Raw genomic sequence first — 17,500 nt, forward strand, 5'->3', positions numbered from 1 at the left:
GCGTAAGACACTTGAAGGGCGTTGCTCCTAGTACGAGAGGACCGGAGTGAACGAACCGCTGGTCTTCCAGCTGTCCTACCAAGGGCATGAGCTGGGTAGCTATGTTCGGATCGGATAACCGCTGAAAGCATCTAAGCGGGAAGCCGACCCTAAGATGAGGTGTCTCACTGGATAACCAGGTAAGACTCCCGGAAGATCACCGGGTTAAGAGGCCAGGAGTGCAAGCCCTGCGAGGGGTTGAGCTGACTGGTGCTCATCAGTCGAGGTCTTGACCTTCTTTCTTTCTTCGCAACTCGCTTCGCGGGCTCGTCCTGCAGGTTTTGTCGACGTACAAAATTGTTGGACACCTCCGTGCTCACAGCGCTGTGGACCCACCCCATCCCATTCCGAACTGGGTCGTGAAACGCAGCTGCGCCGATGGTACTTGGACGGCAGCGTCCCGGGAGAGTAGGTCGGTGCGGAGGTTTTTTCTTTTTTTGTTGGTGACAACAGGAGATCCGGCGGTCCGAAAGGGCCGCCGTTTTTCTTTTCCGGTCGAGAGGGGCAGACGCACAGGGAACTTCCTGTGCGTCTGCCCCTCTCGTCGTCGCTGGAAGGCGCTGTACGGCGCCCGCTCCTGAGGGGCACGCCAGGGTCCTGCATGGCCTTCCTGGTCGGTTCAGCGTGGTTCATGGGGCGCTCGCGGGTTCGTTCTCGTTCGTGCGTGTCGTCCGTGAGGTTGGCTGGACACGGGGGGCCATCCTGGTGTCTTCCGGCGCCTCTTTTGTTGACATAAGTGGCATTACCGATGGAATGACAGCGTCGTCCGACCCCTTCATTCCATCTGGAACTTGTTGGGAAGTTGTGCAGAACTCCCCTCCCCGTGAGCGCCGCGCTCCCGACTCCACCTCGTCCTGGTGGACCTTCCCTCACGTCCAAAAGACCACCAGGGCCCTACACGAGTTCTGCAGGAGTCACGCAAGGCCGCTGAACACCCTCCCCACATACTTGGGCCAAGTCCGGACGCGAAGCGCGCGTTCACACGAACCTTCCCAGCCTCCTCGCCACGAAAGGAAGATCATCATGCGTCACCTCAAGACCCTGCTCGCCGCCCTCACCGCCACTGCCGCCGTCAGCTTCGCCGCCACCGCCAGCGCCGCCCCCCTCGATCAGGCGCAGCTGTATTTCGCCAGCGACACCGGCGCCGCCGGTCTCGTGGACGTCTACGTGGACGGCCAGCTGGTGTTCGACGACATCTTCAGCGGCAGCCCCACGATGTTCGCGCAGACCCTCACGAGCGGCGAGCACACCATCGTCATCACGCCCGCCGACGCCGCCCTCGGGCAGCGTGACCTGCTCAGCGACACCATCAACGTCGCGAGCGGCATGACCTACACCCTCAACCTCGCGCAGGACAACGGCAGCAGCGCCAGCGGCGACCTGTACGTCAGCCTCGACGCGGGCGCCCCCACCGGAGAGTAACCCGCACGCGCCCCCAACCGAGCGGCCCCCGACGTGAGCACGTCGGGGGCCGCTCGGTTCGCCCGCGGGTGAGCGGCCCCCGACGAAAAAAGCGGCCCGGAGGCCGCTGATACCTTCAATATACCCCGGTATGCACCGCGAGGCAAGCCATACACATGACCGGGGGCGCGCCGTACGGCGCGCCCCCCGCGTCAGGTCACTTCACGAAGAGCATCTGCCGGTACGTCGGCAGCGGCCACTCCCGCGCGCTCACCACGCGCTCCAGCCGGTCCGCCGCTTCCCGCACGGCGAGCATGGCGGGCAGCACGTGATCACGCATGTGATGCGCCTTCTCGTGCACTTCCTCACCGCCGAGCGCGGCGTTCTGCTCACGCAGGCCCGCCAGCGCGCCCCACAGCGCGTCCGTGAGCTCCGACACTTCCGCCGCGACCGCCGCGGCCGCGCGGCCCGAGCCGCCCACCGCGCCAAGGTCACGCAGGTACGCCAGCGCCGCCGGGAGGATCATCGTCTGCGCGACGTACTCCGTCGTTTCCCCCTCGATGTTCACCGTCTTGAAGTACTGATCGAACATGATCTCCTGACGCGCCTCCACCTCACGGCGCGACAGCACCCCGTACTTCTCGAACAACGTCACGTTCTTCTCGCTGGTGAGCACCTCGATCGCGTCGAGCGCCGTGCGCAGGTTCAGCAGCCCGCGACGTTCGGCCTCCTCGTGCCACGCCTGCGAGTACCCGTCGCCGTTGAACACGATCCGCTGATGCCGCGCGTACGTGTCACGCACCACCGCCAGCGCGGCCTCCTCGAACGCGGCGCCCCCGTCGAGCTTCCCCTGCAGTTCCGCCGTGAGGGCCTCCACGCCGTCCGCGATGATCGTGTTGAGCACCGTGATCGGCATGGAGATGCTCTGACTGCTGCCCACCGCGCGGAACTCGAACTTGTTCCCGGTGAACGCGAACGGCGACGTGCGGTTGCGGTCCCCCGCGTGACGCGGCAGGTGCGGCAGCACCGGCACGCCGAGGCCCAGCAGCCCCGCCTCCGCGCCACGGCCGCCCTCACCGCTCACGAGGCGGTCCAGGATGTCCGTCAGCTCGTCCCCCAGGAAGACGCTGATGATCGCGGGCGGCGCCTCGTTCGCGCCGAGACGATGATCGTTGCTCGCCGACGCCACCGACGCGCGCAGCAGATCCTGATGCAGGTCCACCGCGCGAATCACGGACGCGCAGAAGAACAGGAACTGGATGTTCTCGTGCGGCGTGTCGCCCGGCTCCAGCAGGTTCAACCCGAAGTCCGTGCCCATGCTCCAGTTGCAGTGCTTGCCGCTGCCGTTCACACCCGCGAAGGGCTTCTCGTGCAGCAGCGCCACCAGCCCGTACTTGCGGGCGGTGTTGCGGATCACCTGCATGATCAGCTGCTGATGGTCCGCCGCGACGTTGCTCTGCTCGAAGATCGGCGCGATCTCGAACTGCCCGGGCGCGACCTCGTTGTGCCGCGTCTTCACCGGGATGCCCAGCGCGTACATCTGATGCTCCGCGTCCGTCATGAACGACAGCACCCGATCCGGAATCGCGCCGAAGTAATGATCCTCCAGCTCCTGCCCCTTCGGCGGCCGCGCGCCGAACAGCGTCCGCCCGGTCATCACGAGGTCCGGACGGCGGTAGTAGTACTCCTCCGCGATCAGGAAGTACTCCTGCTCCGCCCCGAGGGTGCTGCCCACCCGCGTCGCCTCCGTATGCCCGAACAGCTTCAGCGCGCGCGACGCGACCTGATTGAGCGCCTCCACGGAACGCAGCAGCGGCGTCTTGAGGTCCAGCGCCTCCCCCGTCCACGACGCGAACGCCGTCGGGATGCACAGCGTCGCGCCGTTCGCGTGCCGCATGATGAACGCCGGGCTGCTCGGATCCCACGCGGTGTACCCGCGCGCCTCGAACGTGGCGCGCAGGCCCCCGGACGGGAAGGACGACGCGTCCGGTTCCGCCTGGATCAGTTCCTTCCCGGAGAACTGCGCGATGGCCGACCCGTCCCCCGTGGGCGTGAGGAAGCTGTCGTGCTTCTCCGCGGTGGTGCCCGTCAGCGGCTGGAACCAGTGCGTGTAGTGCGTCGCGCCCTTCTCCATCGCCCAGGTCTTCATCGCGAGCGCCACGGTGTCCGCGATGGCCGGGTTGAGCGGCTCGCCACGCTCCAGGGTGCCCTGCAGGGACTTCCAGACGGACCGGCTGAGCCGTTCACGCAGTCGGTCCGAGGTGAGCACGTCACGCGCGAACACCTCGTTCACCACGTCGACCGCGCTGGGACTGGTGGGCTGGTCCAGGCGCCAGTTGCGCGCCGCCGTCAGGGCATCAAAGTCGTGGTTCATGCTCGCTCCACGGTCGGGGCAGGATTGACGGTCACGCGGGGCGCGCAGGCTGTCGAGTCGATCACGAACAACCTGCACGAAACGCACCTTCCGGCGGACCGTACAGCCACCAAACCATGCAAAATGCTACACGAAACATGAGCACCGCGCATGACGAGGCGGAACGACCCTCCACCCGACGCACGCAGGAACCCACGACCGGGACCACGGCGCCCTGCATACGTGGCTTCTCATCGCATACCAGGGTATGATGTTCCTATCAGCGGCCGAAAAGGCCGCTTTTTTCGTTGTGAGGGTGAGGCGGCGTCAGGGACGCAACGCCACCCCACCCCCCACCCGGCCCCGGCGCCGCAGGTCCTCCAGGAACTTCGCGCCCGCCGCGCCCCCGGCGCCACGCGCCAGCACCGCCGCGACGTCGAACGTCTGCGCCTCGCGCTTGCGCGCCTCGCTCTCCGCACGTTTACGCTCCAGCTCCGCCGCCTCCCGCGCCAGCGCCGCTTCCGCCCGCTCGGCGCGCGTCTCCGCGCGTTTGCGTTTGAAGTCCGGGTCGTACGACGCGCTGATCATCCAGTTCTTCTGCACCATCTCCTTGAAGAACCCGCTGGGGTTGCGGATCTTGCCCTGCTGCACCAGCTTCACGAACGTCCGCCACTTGTCCCGCAGCCGCATCCGGTAGAACGGCCCGGCGGGCCCGTCCTCGTAGAAGAGACCCGTCACGACACCCGGATCGACGCCCGCCTCCATCAGGGCCTCCATCATGTCGCGCGGCGGTTCCGGGAGCGTCATCATGGCCGTCAGCGCCGGAAGGGCCGAGAGGGCCGAGAGGGCCGGAAGTGCCGGAAGTGCCGGAAGTGCCGGAGGTGCCGCGTCCAGCGGAGGTGCCGGTTCCGTCGGAATTGCCTCTATACACTTCGCTACGGAAACCGGGTCCATGTTGTTCGTGTCGTGATGTATAGCGGCACTTTTGACAAAAGCGGCTTCGGCGGCCTGACGCGCGGCCGCCACCCTGGCGATGCAGAACTCCAGGTGCAGCGCGAGGAGTCGGTCCATGAACGGAGACAGGGAGATCTTGAGCATCAGGTCCCGGACCTTCCTCGTCGCTTTCACCGGCATGTGGAAAAAGGTCGGTTCGCTCTGCCAGAGCAGGTTGTAGCAGGCGAGCGGTCCGTCCTTGTCGTTCGCGCCGAAGTGCGTGCAGATCTCCGCGATCAGGGCGGTCAGCGGCGAGGGCGCGATGGGCATGCCAGCGGAATCGGTGTTGCCAAGTGGGTACATGTTGACCTCTCCAGGCCCGGTTCGTAAACTCAAAGCAGTTCTTGGTTGCTTTGGGTTTTTTGTGCGAACCTGACCCTTTGAATGACCTCCGGTTGCCGCCGGAGGTTTATTCAATTGGTGAGAGCATACACCATCCGCGGGCGAGATCAACCTGTTGGCGGCGCGACGGGCGGAAGTCGTCTAGACAGCGGAAGGCCGTGCTGGACGGGATGAAGTACGCTCGGCGGCATGAACGGAAAAGAAGTGCCACCGAACGTCGTGGCGCACATGCGCGCCCTCCTGGAACGTGACCTCATCACCAAGCGGGCCCGGGAGTACGTGGCTGCCCTGCCGTCCGGTCCGCTCGACCGGAGCTCCAGGGCGACGCTGAGACGTCTGCTTGACGACGCTTGTCTGGCGGAGGCCGGACGTCCGGTCCTGTCCAGGGAGGTCAGGCGCATTCAGGAGGGTGGGGTGGAGGTCTTCGAGGAAATCCATGGGACCTGGGTGGCTCAGGCGATCACCTCGGGCCTGATGGGGCGTCGGTCCCCCCACGGACGTGAGGTCGCCGAATGGATGAGCGAATGGATGGGGATCACGTGGCAGGGCGAGGACGACGAGGGCGACGAGGACGTGGCGGCTTCCTCGGAGGAGCCTCTCGCGACGGAGGACGTCCAGGAGGAGCCGCGGACCTGCCCTGCATAGCTTGCTTCTCATTGAATACCGCTGTATCCTGTCTTTATCAGCGGCCGAGAGGGCCGCTTTCTTCGTTTTGGCGTCCGGGGTGGGGTGGGGCTGGTGGCGTTCGGTCCATCCGTATAGCTTGCCCTGGCGTGCATACCGGGGTATAATGTCGTCATCAGCAGCCGGAAGGCTGCTTTTTTCGTTGGTGGTCGGACCGCTGAGGTGGGCAGTGAGGAAGGTCACGCGACGCGCCCCGGGTGGACGAAACCTGTCTAGACAACAGGAGTTTTATCAAAGAAGGGCGAGGCAGCCCGTGCTGCACGTGACCCGCCGATCGGGGGTCGTGACTCCGACTGATGGGAAGGCCGATGTCCTGCGTGGCTCGCCCGGCGCCGCTCGTAGAGCGTGACCGTCGACCGTCCCTGCTGCTGCGGGAGCGAAGCGAACGGTGGGCGTGGAGGCAGGGACTCATGGCCTCCCTTGTATAAAATTGATGGCTGTCCAGACCACCGGGCCCTGCGCGCCCCACCGTCCCCTCCCCTCGACGCCGTGAACCGGCCAGGACGTGCGCCCGGCCCCGTCGGCCCCCGCGCAGGGCAGGGGCCGACGGGTTTCCAGAGGTCTCAGGTCCCTACGGACGACGTGGACGCGCGCCCGCACCCTTGCCCGCGCCCGTCACGCCGCCCACCAGGGTCCGCTCGCCCTTGGGCGTCAGGACGTACGCGTCGCTCATGCCGGACTTGTCCCGCGCGCCACGCGGCCGCAGGTACCCCTCCCCCACCAGCTTCGCGATCATCAGCCGCTCGAAGCGGCTCTTCGGGCGGTAGTACGGCGCGAAGGCCGCCAGGACGTCCTCCTGCGACACCACCGGCGTCCGCTCGCCCCAGTCCACGCCGGGCGGGAACATCGCCCGCAGGATCTCCGGGACGAGGCTCGTCAGGCGGTCCGGGGCGTTCGTGGCAGGCGCGGCGGCCGCGTCCGTCCTCGGGGTCGTGGCGGGGGTGACGCGGGCCGTCCCGCCGCCCGTGCGCGTCCTGCCGGGCCCGTCGGCGGGCTCCTCGGCCACGCGGGGCTTCTTGAGGTGCGCGAGGTGCGCGGGCAGTCGGCCCACGGGCTTCTTGCTCAGCGGCATGCCCCAACGCTAGCAGAGGCGTACCTGGACGGACGTGACGCGCCACTGAGGGGACCGTCAGGAAGCAAGGAAAACGCCCCCGGAGTTCGGGGGCGTCCTCTCGCGCTGCTCACTCGAGGAAGTCGTGGAGGCTGCGGCGGCGGCTCTCGAAGTACTTGAGCTTGCGCAGCGCCTTCGCCTCGATCTGCCTCACGCGTTCACGCGTGACCTGCAGCATCCGCCCGACCTCCTCGAGGGTGTGTTCCTCGCCGTCGACGAGGCCGTGCCGGAGGCGCAGCACGAGCGCTTCGCGTTCGCCGAGCTCACCGAGGGCGGTGTCGATCGCCTCGCCGAGCAGGGTGTCGTCCGCGCGGCGGGCGGGCGAGCCGAAGTTCTCGTCGGGGATGAAGTCGCCGTAGGTGGTGTCGCCTTCCTCACCGACGGGCGTTTCGAGCGCGATGGGTTCCAGGCTGACGCGCTGGGTCTCCTCGACCTTCTTGGCGTCCCAGCCGGGGCCCATCGCCTCGGCGAGCTCCTCGTCGCTGGGGTCGCGGGCGAGCTCCATCTCCAGCTGCCGTTTGGTGCGGGCGAGCTTGTTGATCGTCTCGACCATGTGGACGGGCACGCGGATCGTGCGGGACTTGTCGGCGATGGCGCGGTTCACGGCCTGCCGGATCCACCACGTGGCGTACGTGGAGAACTTGAAGCCGCGGCGGTACTCGAACTTCTCCACGGCGCGGATCAGGCCGGTGTTGCCTTCCTGGATGAGGTCGAGCAGGCCCAGCCCGCGGTTGCTGTACTTCTTCGCGATGCTGACGACCAGCCGGAGGTTCGCCTCGATCAGCTGCTGCTTGGCGTGGCTGGCGTCCTCCACCTGACGGGTGAGGCGGCGGCGGGTGCGGTCGTCGAGCTCGGCGTGCTCGTCGAGCTGCTTCTGCGCGTCCACGCCCGCTTCCATGCGGCGCGCGAGGTCGATTTCCTCCGCGACGCTCAGGAGGGGCACGCGGCCGATCTCGTGCAGGTACTGCCGGACGGGGTCGCTGCTGTGCGCGGCGGCGTCGGCTTCGAAGGTGAAGGTGTCCTCCGCGTCGCTGGTGTTGGCGGTGGGCGTGTCGAGGTCCTCGTCGGTGTCGGTGTCCGCGTCGGTGTCGAGGTCGAGGTCCGTGTCGGCGAGGGCGTTCACGTCGAGGTCGAGGTCGGTGTCGGTGTCGGTGACGTCGGGCTGCTCGGCGACGGCGGTGGCGCCGCTGGTCTTGGCGGGTTTGTCGGGGGTGGCGCGGGGGGTGCGGGCGCGCCGGGTGGGGCGTGGGGCGGTCGCGGCGGCGCCGGATTCGGTGGTGGTCTTGCTGGGCATGTGACGCTCCGTTCGTTCGGGGAACGAGGGGGGGTGGGCGGACACGGGCACGGGCGCCGCGTGGGGCGGCGCCGGAAGTGTGGGGGGTGGGTTGCGGGTCAGGGGGACGGACGGGGGCTCGGGGCCTGGGGGGCTTCGGGGTGCTTCGAAGCCGGGATTCCCGTTGTCCGCAGGTCTACAAGGATAGAGCTTTTCGTAATTCCTGTCAAGTTTTTACGTAAATAGCGTAAACATCGGAGGCCTTTCCAGACCCCGAAACACCCGCCTGGACACGCATAACTATTCCGAAAAGTGAACTGTTCATTGAGTTGAGACGCTTGAAGACTCTAGTATCTCTGCCGATCGGGACGAGGCCACACCTCTCCCCCACGGAGGACTTCATGCACAAGACCCTGATCGCCCTGTCGCTCGCGCTGACCGCGACCGCGTTCGCCGCCACGCCCAACGACACGCTCGTGATCCAGCAGTCGGCCGACTACCCCACCCTCGACCCCGTCATGTCCTACGACACCGGCAGCGGCCAGTACGTCGAGAACATCTACGAGACCCTCGTCGCGTACAAGGGCAACAGCGTCCGCACCCTCGAACCCCTGCTCGCCACCAAGTGGACGCAGGCCAACGGCGGGAAGACCTGGACGTTCACGCTGCGCAAGAACGTCAAGTTCCACAGCGGCAACACCATGACCTGCAACGACGCGGCCTACAGCTTCCGCCGCGCCCTCGTCGTCAACAACCCCGACTCGTGGACGTGGTTCATCAGCGAGAGCCTGCTCGGCACCGCCAGCAACGCCAAGGACGACAAGAGCGTCACCTGGGCCAAGATCTCGGGCGCCGTGAGCTGCAACAGCGCCGGCCAGCTCGTCTTCAAGCTGCCCAAGGCCGACCCTGCCTTCCTCGCCAAGCTCGCCTACGCCGGCAGCGGCATCGTCGACCAGAAGCAGGCCGCCAAGCTCGGCGAATGGGACGGCAAGGAAGCCACCTGGAAGAAGTGGATCGGCAAGGACCTCAACGACAGCGCCCTCAGCAAGGCCCCCAGCGGCACCGGCGCCTACCAGCTCGTCCGCCGTGACGCCAACGCCACCCTGCTGCGCGCCTTCGACGGCTACTGGGGCGGCAAGCCCAAGATCCAGAACGTCATCGTGCAGAAGGTCCCCGAGCTCGCCACCCGCCTCGAAGCGCTCAAGCGTGGCGACGCGGACTTCGTCGAGATCGGCCCGCGCCCCAACCTGCAGCAGCTCCAGGGCGCCCAGAACGTCACCATCCTCGACAACCTGCCCAACAACACCGCCTCCGCGCTCTTCATGAACCAGAAGATCTCGGACAAGCGCGTCCTCGGCAGCGGCAAGCTCGACGGCAAGGGCATCCCCGCGAACTTCTTCGCGGACGTCAACGTGCGCCGCGCGTTCAGCTACGCCTTCGACTACGGCCGCTACATCAAGGAAGTCCAGCAGGGCAAGGGCATGCAGCGCACCATGGCGCTGCCCGACATCTTCCCCGGCTACAACGAGAAGGGCAGGAAGTACACCTTCGACACCAAGCAGGCCACCGCGTCCTTCAAGAAGGCCTTCGGCGGTCAGGTCTGGAAGAACGGCTTCGTCCTCACCGCCCGCTACCGCGCCGGCAACGACGCGCAGCAGACCGCGATGGAGATCCTCAAGCGCAACATCGAGGCCCTCAACCCCAAGTTCAAGGTCAACATCGAAGGCAAGCAGTGGTCCGAGATGCTCGAGGACTCCCGCACCGGCAAGGAAGCCATGATCGCGATCGCGTGGTCCCCCGACTACGCCGACCCGGACAACTTCATGTACACCTACTACAGCAGCCAGGGGTACTACCACTCCCGCCTGAACTACACCGACAAGCAGGTCGACACGTGGCTCGACCAGGCCCGCAGCACCACCGACGCGAAGAAGCGTGACGCGCTCTACGCCAAGGTCGGCAACCGCGCCTTCGACACCGCACCGTTCATCCTGCAGCCCGCCGGTGTGGCCTTCACCGTCTACAACAACCGCGTCAAGGGCATCAGCAAGGCCACCTACAACCCCATGCTGAGCTTCTCCGGCGCCGGCACCAGCGGCACCTTCTGGAAGGACCTCAGCAAGCAGTAAGCCCCGTCCAGAAGAGCGTTCGAGAGAGGCCGGACCCGTGCGGGTCCGGCCTCTCTCGTCACCCACGATTGCGAGCACTGCTGTACTGCTAGCAGTGCAGCAGTGCTCGCAATGCAGCAGTGCCGCACTGCTGCATTGCGAGCACTTCACTCGCGGTACGATCGGCACGCATGACGTACACCATCGCCCTCACCTCCGAGAAGGGAGGCGTCGGCAAATCCACCGTCGCCTTCAATCTCGCCGGCGCCCTCGCGCGGCGCGGACGCACCGTCCTCCTCGACGAGGACGCCCGCGTCCGCTCCTGCCTGCTCTGGGCCGCCGCCGCCCCCCACCCCCTGCCCTTCAGCGTCACCGACCGCGCCGCCCTCCCCAACCACACGGGCGCCCACTACCTCGTCGTCGACACCGAGGGCCGCCCTCCCCTGCAGGACCTGCTCGCCCTGACGCGCAGCATGAACCTCCTGCTGCTGCCCTGCGGTCCCTCCGGCATGGAAATCCGCTCCACCGTCGCGCTCTGGCAGACCCTGCACGCCCACGGCGCCGACCTCACCCGCACCCGCGCCCTCATCAGCAAGGCCCCACCCGTCGGCGGCGTCGGACGGCAGGCCCGCGACGCCCTGCGGGGCATGGGCGTCACCACCTGCGACACCGTCATCCGCGCCTACACCGCCCACCAGAAAGCCAACGAGCAGGGCGTCCTCACCCGCGACATCCACGACACCCGCGCGCACGCCGCGTGGACCGACATCGAAACCCTCGCCGAGGAGATCACCGCATGAGCAGATCCAACCGTTTCGGCCCCGCCTTCCTCGACAGTGTCCGCGACGGCCCCACCGCCACACCGGACGCGGCCCCGGCGGACCCCACGCCCACCGGACGCGGGAAGCGCGCCAGAACCACCAAGCGCGCCTCCACGCCCACCCGGGCGTCTCAGGTCACCCCGGCACCCGCCACGCCCGCCAGCGACCCGCTGCGCCGTCCGCCACGCGGACAGGGACGGCACGGGCCCGGCCGTACCGAGCAACTCAACGTGCGCCTCACCCCACGCCTCAAACGGCTCGCGGCCGTCCGCGCCGCCCGTGAAGGCGTCACCGTCGGCGATCTCGTCGAACGGCTCCTCCTGGCGCACCTTCAGGCCAACGGAGAGCTCGACCGGAACGAAGAACTCCCGGAATGAACTGCTCGCACTGATAGCAGTACAGCACTGATAGCAGTACAGCACTGCGAGCAGTCGGACGTCGCCCTTCAGTACGGACCTCACCCGCCCGCACTCACCTGCATACCTTGACTTCCCCTGCATACCGGGGTATCCTGTCTTTATAAGCGGCCGAAAAGGCCGCTTTTTTCGTTCCCTTGCGAGACGCCGCAACCCGTCGACACCGCTCGCCGCAACCCGTCGACACCGCTCGCCTCGACCCGTCGACACCGCTCGGCGGGGCCTGTCCTACCGGCCTTCGAGCGCCGCCGTCAGCACGGCCGCCGCGTCCTCCCCACGACTCACCGCGCGCGCCACCGCCCCGCTGAGCGCGTGCAGGTCCACCCCGCGCTCCAGCAGCGCCCGCGCCTGCGACAGCGAGCACGGCACCCGCGCGTACCCCATCAACGTCACGAACCGCCGCGCCGCCGCGTCCGGCGTGAGGGCCGCCCACTCCGCCCGCGCGGCCCGCTCGAACTCCTCGTCCCTCTCCACCGTCACCGCCACCGTCTCCACCGCCGGCGCCGACGGCAGCACCTCCAGCGCGCCCGCCACGCCCGTCACGAGCGCCTCCTGCGCGTACCGCGACGGGTCCCGCACCGTCGCCGCCAGGAGCGCCCGCGGATCCCGTGGGGCCCGCCCACGCGCCGCGTACGCCCGCACCATCTCCCGGTAGATCTCCACGCCGCGCCGCACGTTCCCCGGGTACCGCGACGCCAGATGCCGGGCGCTCGCCACCAGGAGCCCCTCGTCCATCAGCATCTGCACCAGTTCCGCGTCCAGCGGGGACTGCACCTCGTGCGCGGCGAAACGGAACCGTACCGTCGCCTTCATGCCGCGCCCGTCGATCTGCATGTCCGTCAGGTAACCCGCGCCGCGCAGCGCGTCACTCATGTCCACGAGGCTGCGGCGGATGTTCCCCGGGATGGGTTTGCGGCTCGTGACGCCCAACCCCAGCAGCTGCGCCAGCGACGCCAGCTCGAACTGCAACTCCTGCGGGCGCTCTCCCCCCTCGAGCCGCAAGCGTTCGCGGTGCGCTTCCAGGAAGGCGTACAGGCCCCGCGCGGGCGCGTCCCGCAGGGCGCGCAGGATCGCCGGGTCCGGCAGGTGCACGTAACCTGCCTTGAGCTGATCCACGAGGTCCATGTTGAGCCGCAGGGACAGGTGCCCGTCCGCGACGAGCTCCTGATGCCCGCCGAGGTCCTCCTCGTCCTGCCAGGTCACCTTGTCCACGAGGCGGTACGTCTCGTTGGAGAACTTCCAGCGCTGCCGCGCCGCGTCGTACCAGCCGTCCCGGATGATGTACGTCGCGTGCACCAGCCGCAGCAGGCTTTCACGGAGCCGTTCGTACTCACGGCCGCTGACGCTCATCATCGCGGTGCGCAGCAGTTCGTGCGGGGTGGTGCGCAGCGTGTGATGGTCCGGCAGGCCGCTCTCGAGCGACAGCGTGATGATCGCGGTGAGCACGTCCGAGTCGATGCCGTGCGGCAGCGCGTGGTAGGCGCTTCTGGCTTCCATCTTGTAGCGGCGGTCACCCACGACGACGTCCACGATGCGTTCCCGTTCCCGCCACGTCTTCACGGGCGAGATCAGGCCCATCGCGGACCGGTTGATCTCGTTGCGGTACTGCCGCACTTTCGGGGACTTCTGACGCACGCTTCCTCCACGGCAATTCTGCCACGAGGCTCATGTTGTCCCCAGGGTGGTAACGCGGGGAGAAGAGGAGAGGGGAGGTGTCTCGCCCGCCCCGCCGCCCTGCCGGGCAGGGTGAACGCGTGAACGGCCGAACAGGACGACGAGGCAGGTTCGGAGGTGGGGTCGCACCCTGGTTCTGGTGAGGCGGCCGCTCTCATGTTCGGGGCCTTCCGGAGCCCTTTGGGAGGCTCGAACGGCCGACGTCTTTTTTTCCTTGTAGAACTAAAAGTCAATCAAAAAAAAACAACAAGGGGCCGCGCCGCGAACGGAAAAACGTCGTCCAGCACGCGAATCGACCTTCGAAATCGCTCGGATTACACGAGTCAATCGCTCGCATTACACGAGTTTTCGGAGCCCGAATCGCTCGGATTACACGAGTCAATCGCTCGCATTACACGAGTCCAGGAAACACCAATCGCTCCCATTACACGAATCCCGTACGAAGAGTAGGGATTAACGAGAAATTCGCGTGCTGGAGAGGGAAAAGGGCAAAAAGCCCCGAGGCGGCCCGGAACGAATCGCTCCCATTACACGAGTTGTCTAACCTCGTGTAATGGGAGCGATTTATCGCTCATCGAATGCTCATGTGTCTAGACAGGCATCACGCCGTCACGAAGGAGATTCAACAACGTCGCGGAGACAGCACAAGTACGATCCTCCGCATGGGCAAAGCCAAGCCACAAAAGGCCCTGAGGAAAGCCAGGAAAGCCAAAAAGGCCGAACGGAAGAAGGCACTGACCAAAGCCAAGCCACAGAAGGCCCCGAGCGCCACCCCCAGCCGCCGCACAAACCTGTACGAGTTCGTCATCCATCGCAACGGCGCCGTGGAGTACCTGTCCGCTTCACCCGTAGATGCCGACGACCAGTGGGCCCTGGACCACCTGATCGAGAAGTACTACGGCAAGCAGGGCGCCGAATGGGAGGAAGGCTGGCGTGAACTCGTCGAATACGAAGAGCATCACGAACTCCGCCCGGACCCACCTCAAGCCATCAAGGCCTGGATGTGGGTCAACCGAACCCGGCACGGCGACCGAGTGTCCTACGACCACCTCGACCTGCACGAACTCGCCTACACGCACGACGGCAGTACCTGGCAGGAGTGGCCTGGAGCCAACCGTCCCTCCGAACACCCCCCTGTCGGACCGTTCTGAAACTGAACCCAGGCCGCCCCGAAACTTAGGAGGCCCGCAGCACCTCCAGCTCCGCCGCCAGTTCCCGCACCACCATCGCGCCCGGACGACGCAGGTCACGCCACTCGTCCGGACGCGCCGCGATCACCAACCGACGCAGCACGCACTGCAGCTTGCTCAGCATCCGAATTCCCTGAGACTCCACCCGCACCGCCCGCGTCAGCATCCAGGCGTAAAAGTCCCGGCTGTGCACGTCCCGCAACCCCACGCACAACGTCGACGCCATCTCGCCGATCAACGCCACCCGATCACGTGGCCCCACGCTCACCAGCCTCGGCAGCGCCTCCACGACCTCCAGGGCATTCATGAAACAGTCAAGAACAACGGGGTTTTGAACTGGAATCATTCCCAACGCCCAGTTCTTCAACACCTGCATGTCTATCACCGTCTCAGGATCTTCTTTTGACTGTTTCAAGAGGGCGTACGCCGTCCGGCCCGCCGCGCAGTCCGCGTCCAGATCCCGGTACGGGTAATGCAGCTCCTCGTACAGCAACGTCGTCCGCGCGCCCGACTTCAACGCCACCTTGAACACCGACCCCGTGTTGCGCGTCCGACCCTCCGACGTGCCCTTGTGAGGACGCTGATCGATCAGCCCTACCTCCTTGAGCTGCATCAGATACCGCCACAACGTCGTCCGGGACACCCCCAGCACCGCCGCCAGCAACTCCTTCGACCCGTGGAACACCACCGTGCTCGGCGTCACCGCGTACCCACGCCTCACCACCATGCTGAGCGCGATCTCGTGAAGCGCCCGGAACGTCGCCCGCACGCCCTCCTCCAGCGTGTGCACCACCAGGAGCTCCTCCACAGGGATGGGGGGTGGCGGGACGGGCGCCTCGACCGTACGGGTGATCCGCACGGGCCGCGAGGGCACCTCACCCTCACGCACGAAGTGCGCCACGGACCGGGAAGACACGGGGAGTTCCTGAACGTCAAGGGCAGGCGCCACGAGCTGGGGTTCCTGGACGTCAGGGGCCGCGGGTCGGGAAGGCACGGGGGGTTCCTGAACGGTCGGGGCAGGCGCCGCGAGCTGGGGTTCCTGGACGTCAGGCGCCGCGGGCGGCTCGATCTGCAGGTTGTCGGGGGAGGGCGCGTCCGGGTCCCATTCCTGGCGGACCTTCATGGCGGCCGCCGCAAGGGCGAGGAAGTTTTTGGTGGCGCTCATCGGGCGCCTCCGGTGGGCAGGTGGCAGGACGGCTGGTCTGGAGTGAACAGCATGACTTCCCTTCCGCCGTGCCTCCGTTGTAAGATCCCAGGTAGGTGAGGCCTGGGTCGGGTTCCTTCGGGGGCACGGCCTTTCTCATTTTTGGGGCGCTGCGGCCCGTGAGAGCACCGTACCCTTTCGTGTGTGCTGAACGCAACTCCACCCACTTCTGGGGGTATCCGCACGGGCCGGGCGGGTCCGCGGATGCCCCGCCCGGCAGGCTTCACGGGCAGCTCGACGTGCACGTCACCCAGGGAGGGCGCGTCCGGGTCGCATTCCTGGCGGACCTTCATGGCGGCCGCCGCGAGGGCGAGGAAGTTTTTGGTGGCGCTCATCGGGCGCCTCCGGTGGGCAGGTGGCAGGACGGCTGGTCTGGAGTGAACAGCATGGACTTCCCTTCCGCCGTTGTCCCTTGTAAACTCCCGAGTAGGTGGGCTCGGGTCGTGTTCCTTCGGGGGCACGGCTTGCTCATTTTTGGGGCGCTGCGGCCCGTGGAAGTACCGTACCTTTTCGCGTGTGCTGAACGCAACTCCACCCCTTTCGGGGGGTGGAGTTCTCTTTTGTCGACCTGACGAACCCATGAGTGCCGTCTGGGCGCACGTTCAGGAGCAAAACGCGAGCTGGCGTGCAACGAAAAATTAACGCCGTTTCCGCGAGCCTGACTAGACGACCATCCGATTTTCCACATTCGGCACGGCCCATTCCACGACCACACGAAAAGGACCTCAATGACACGCCTCACCTCCCGCACGATCCGCAGCACCCTCGGTTTCGGCCTGACCGCCCTCCTGCTCGCCGCCTGCACCGGTGGCCCCACGGGACCCACCCCGCCCGACGGTGGCGGCACGACGCCCCCACCCGACACGAACGTCCTCGCCCGCGTGAACTTCCAGGACAAGAACGTCACCGCGCCCGAAGGGTACGCGGCGGACACGGGCGCCGCGTACGACGCGGCACGTGGCTACGGCTGGGTGCGTCAGGACAGCCTGAACGGCACGCACGTCCCGCTGGACATGAGCGCCTGGACGCGCACGCGTGACGTGCAGGGCATCGACGTGGGGACCCGCACCCTGATGCACATGCAGCCGGCGGGCGCGCCGGCGGGTGCGTGGGAGTACAACCTGCCGAGCGGGAAGTACGCGGTGACGGTCAGCGTGGGAGACGCGCTGTACACGGACAGCGTGCATCAGGTGCGGATCGAGGGGACGGCGGCGTTCGGCGCGCCGTTCGAGCCGATCGACGCGCGGAAGTTCAACGTGGTGACGCGCGTGGTGGACGTGACGGACGGACGCCTGACGCTCGACGCGGTCGGTGGGACGAACACGAAGCTGAACTACGTGGTGGTGCGTCCGGCGGATCGTCCGACGATCCGTTCGGTGAGCCCGCAGAATTACGAGTTGAACGTCAACCCGACGGGCGCGGTGAAGGCGGAGCTCAACCTCACGGCGAGCGGCGTGGCCGGGTCGAGTCTGAGTGCGGGCGCGCGGCTGACGGAGCAGGCGACGGGCGCGGTGGTGAGCGCGGACGTCAGGACCAGCGGTGGTGGAGACACGGTGGTGTTGCAGCCGAAGGCGGCGTTGAAGGCGAACACGGCGTACGTGTTCGAGGTGACGAGCGACCTGAAGGATCAGAGCGGGAACAGCTTCCGGCCGTGGCGGAGCACCTTCACGACGGGTTCGGCGACGACGACGGGCGGGCCGGTCGCGTTCGAGCAGGTGGCGTTGCCGACGGCGGGCGGCAAGGAGCAGGGCACGAAGGGCTACAGCGCGGTGGAGATCGGCCCGGACGGGAAGCTGTACGCGGCGAACTTCGACGGGGAGATCCGGCGGTTCGGAATCAACCCGGACGGGACGTTGACGCAGCCGCAGGTCATCACGAGCGTGCGTCAGGC

13 protein-coding genes and 2 rRNA genes (1 of these 15 cut by a window edge) are annotated in these 17,500 nt (G+C 67.0%); 9 read left to right on the forward strand and 6 right to left on the reverse strand.

Translation table 11 applies throughout. The features are described 5' to 3' along the window. From DEIPI_RS0102555 to DEIPI_RS28000, 3 genes are all read left to right on the forward strand, one after another. Positions 1-276: ribosomal RNA gene (locus tag DEIPI_RS0102555) — 23S ribosomal RNA — on the forward strand; the annotation flags it as partial. Positions 277-347: 71 nt separating this feature from the next. Then, positions 348-464: ribosomal RNA gene (rrf, locus tag DEIPI_RS0102560) — 5S ribosomal RNA — on the forward strand. Positions 465-1,062: 598 nt separating this feature from the next. Then, the gene (locus DEIPI_RS28000; protein WP_052351591.1) at positions 1,063-1,461 is read left to right on the forward strand and encodes a DUF4397 domain-containing protein; all 399 of its coding nucleotides are present in this window, start codon (positions 1,063-1,065) and stop codon (positions 1,459-1,461) included. Between the two features lie 196 nt (positions 1,462-1,657). Here DEIPI_RS28000 and DEIPI_RS0102570 read toward each other — a convergent pair whose 3' ends face one another. Together DEIPI_RS0102570 and DEIPI_RS37285 are read right to left on the reverse strand one after the other, a co-directional pair. Continuing rightward, positions 1,658-3,814 carry a glutamine synthetase III family protein gene (locus tag DEIPI_RS0102570; RefSeq protein WP_027480736.1) on the reverse strand — a complete coding sequence of 719 codons (2,157 nt, stop codon included), beginning with the start codon at positions 3,812-3,814 and terminating at the stop codon, positions 1,658-1,660. 306 nt (positions 3,815-4,120) lie between these two features. Then, the gene (locus DEIPI_RS37285; protein WP_157463423.1) at positions 4,121-5,089 is read right to left on the reverse strand and encodes a hypothetical protein; all 969 of its coding nucleotides are present in this window, start codon (positions 5,087-5,089) and stop codon (positions 4,121-4,123) included. A 228-nt stretch (positions 5,090-5,317) separates the two neighbouring features. Here DEIPI_RS37285 and DEIPI_RS0102585 point away from each other — a divergent pair, with 228 nt between their 5' ends. Next, complete coding sequence (locus tag DEIPI_RS0102585; RefSeq protein WP_157463424.1) at positions 5,318-5,773, forward strand: hypothetical protein; 456 nt, start codon at positions 5,318-5,320, stop codon at positions 5,771-5,773. 610 nt (positions 5,774-6,383) lie between these two features. Here DEIPI_RS0102585 and DEIPI_RS0102590 read toward each other — a convergent pair. After that, on the reverse strand, positions 6,384-6,884 hold the full coding sequence (locus DEIPI_RS0102590; RefSeq protein WP_027480739.1) for a hypothetical protein: 501 nt from the start codon (positions 6,882-6,884) through the stop codon (positions 6,384-6,386). Between the two features lie 109 nt (positions 6,885-6,993). Beyond that, positions 6,994-8,217 carry a sigma-70 family RNA polymerase sigma factor gene (locus DEIPI_RS0102595; RefSeq protein ID WP_027480740.1) on the reverse strand — a complete coding sequence of 408 codons (1,224 nt, stop codon included), beginning with the start codon at positions 8,215-8,217 and terminating at the stop codon, positions 6,994-6,996. Positions 8,218-8,597: 380 nt separating this feature from the next. Between DEIPI_RS0102595 and DEIPI_RS0102600 the strand changes: the two genes are divergently transcribed. From DEIPI_RS0102600 to DEIPI_RS0102610, 3 genes are all read left to right on the forward strand, one after another. Continuing rightward, positions 8,598-10,325, forward strand: a complete 1,728-nt coding sequence (locus DEIPI_RS0102600) for an ABC transporter substrate-binding protein (protein WP_027480741.1) — start codon at positions 8,598-8,600, stop codon at positions 10,323-10,325. A 170-nt stretch (positions 10,326-10,495) separates the two neighbouring features. After that, positions 10,496-11,104: a ParA family protein gene (locus DEIPI_RS0102605; RefSeq protein ID WP_027480742.1), complete on the forward strand. Its 609-nt coding sequence runs from the start codon at positions 10,496-10,498 to the stop codon at positions 11,102-11,104. Then, entirely contained in the window at positions 11,101-11,502 is a 402-nt protein-coding gene (locus DEIPI_RS0102610) for a hypothetical protein (RefSeq protein ID WP_027480743.1), read from the forward strand. The genes DEIPI_RS0102605 and DEIPI_RS0102610 overlap by 4 nt, the downstream gene beginning before the upstream one ends. Before the next feature lie 267 nt (positions 11,503-11,769). Here the strand turns inward: DEIPI_RS0102610 and DEIPI_RS0102615 are convergent, their stop codons facing one another. Then, positions 11,770-13,176, reverse strand: coding sequence for a replication initiator protein A (locus tag DEIPI_RS0102615; protein WP_027480744.1), 1,407 nt, complete (start codon positions 13,174-13,176; stop codon positions 11,770-11,772). Between the two features lie 701 nt (positions 13,177-13,877). On the opposite strand from DEIPI_RS0102615, the gene DEIPI_RS0102620 reads away from it, so the two are divergent. Then, on the forward strand, positions 13,878-14,366 hold the full coding sequence (locus tag DEIPI_RS0102620) for a hypothetical protein (RefSeq protein WP_027480745.1): 489 nt from the start codon (positions 13,878-13,880) through the stop codon (positions 14,364-14,366). A gap of 25 nt (positions 14,367-14,391) precedes the next feature. On the opposite strand, the gene DEIPI_RS0102625 is transcribed toward DEIPI_RS0102620, so the two are convergent. Beyond that, a complete protein-coding gene (locus DEIPI_RS0102625) occupies positions 14,392-15,570 on the reverse strand; it encodes an HTH domain-containing protein (protein WP_027480746.1) in 1,179 nt (392 codons plus the stop codon). A gap of 767 nt (positions 15,571-16,337) precedes the next feature. Here DEIPI_RS0102625 and DEIPI_RS0102630 point away from each other — a divergent pair. Continuing rightward, positions 16,338-17,500: the 5' portion of a PQQ-dependent sugar dehydrogenase gene (locus DEIPI_RS0102630; protein WP_052351592.1), read on the forward strand. It continues 1,111 nt past the right edge of the window; only the first 1,163 of its 2,274 coding nucleotides appear in the window; it begins with the start codon at positions 16,338-16,340; its stop codon lies off the right edge, out of view.

Source organism: Deinococcus pimensis DSM 21231 (genome assembly GCF_000519345.1).
GTDB lineage: Bacteria > Deinococcota > Deinococci > Deinococcales > Deinococcaceae > Deinococcus_A > Deinococcus_A pimensis.

Bases quoted from the DNA above. Each gene is read 5' to 3' on its own strand.
- DEIPI_RS0102585 (WP_157463424.1), top strand. From the start codon at position 5,318: ATGAACGGAAAAGAAGTGCCACCGAACGTCGTGGCGCACATGCGCGCC.
- DEIPI_RS0102605 (WP_027480742.1), top strand. From the start codon at position 10,496: ATGACGTACACCATCGCCCTCACCTCCGAGAAGGGAGGCGTCGGCAAA.
- DEIPI_RS0102620 (WP_027480745.1), top strand. From the start codon at position 13,878: ATGGGCAAAGCCAAGCCACAAAAGGCCCTGAGGAAAGCCAGGAAAGCC.
- DEIPI_RS0102625 (WP_027480746.1), bottom strand. From the start codon at position 15,570: ATGAGCGCCACCAAAAACTTCCTCGCCCTTGCGGCGGCCGCCATGAAG.
- DEIPI_RS0102595 (WP_027480740.1), bottom strand. From the start codon at position 8,217: ATGCCCAGCAAGACCACCACCGAATCCGGCGCCGCCGCGACCGCCCCA.
- DEIPI_RS0102570 (WP_027480736.1), bottom strand. From the start codon at position 3,814: ATGAACCACGACTTTGATGCCCTGACGGCGGCGCGCAACTGGCGCCTG.
- DEIPI_RS37285 (WP_157463423.1), bottom strand. From the start codon at position 5,089: ATGTACCCACTTGGCAACACCGATTCCGCTGGCATGCCCATCGCGCCC.
- DEIPI_RS0102600 (WP_027480741.1), top strand. From the start codon at position 8,598: ATGCACAAGACCCTGATCGCCCTGTCGCTCGCGCTGACCGCGACCGCG.
- DEIPI_RS0102610 (WP_027480743.1), top strand. From the start codon at position 11,101: ATGAGCAGATCCAACCGTTTCGGCCCCGCCTTCCTCGACAGTGTCCGC.
- DEIPI_RS28000 (WP_052351591.1), top strand. From the start codon at position 1,063: ATGCGTCACCTCAAGACCCTGCTCGCCGCCCTCACCGCCACTGCCGCC.
- DEIPI_RS0102590 (WP_027480739.1), bottom strand. From the start codon at position 6,884: ATGCCGCTGAGCAAGAAGCCCGTGGGCCGACTGCCCGCGCACCTCGCG.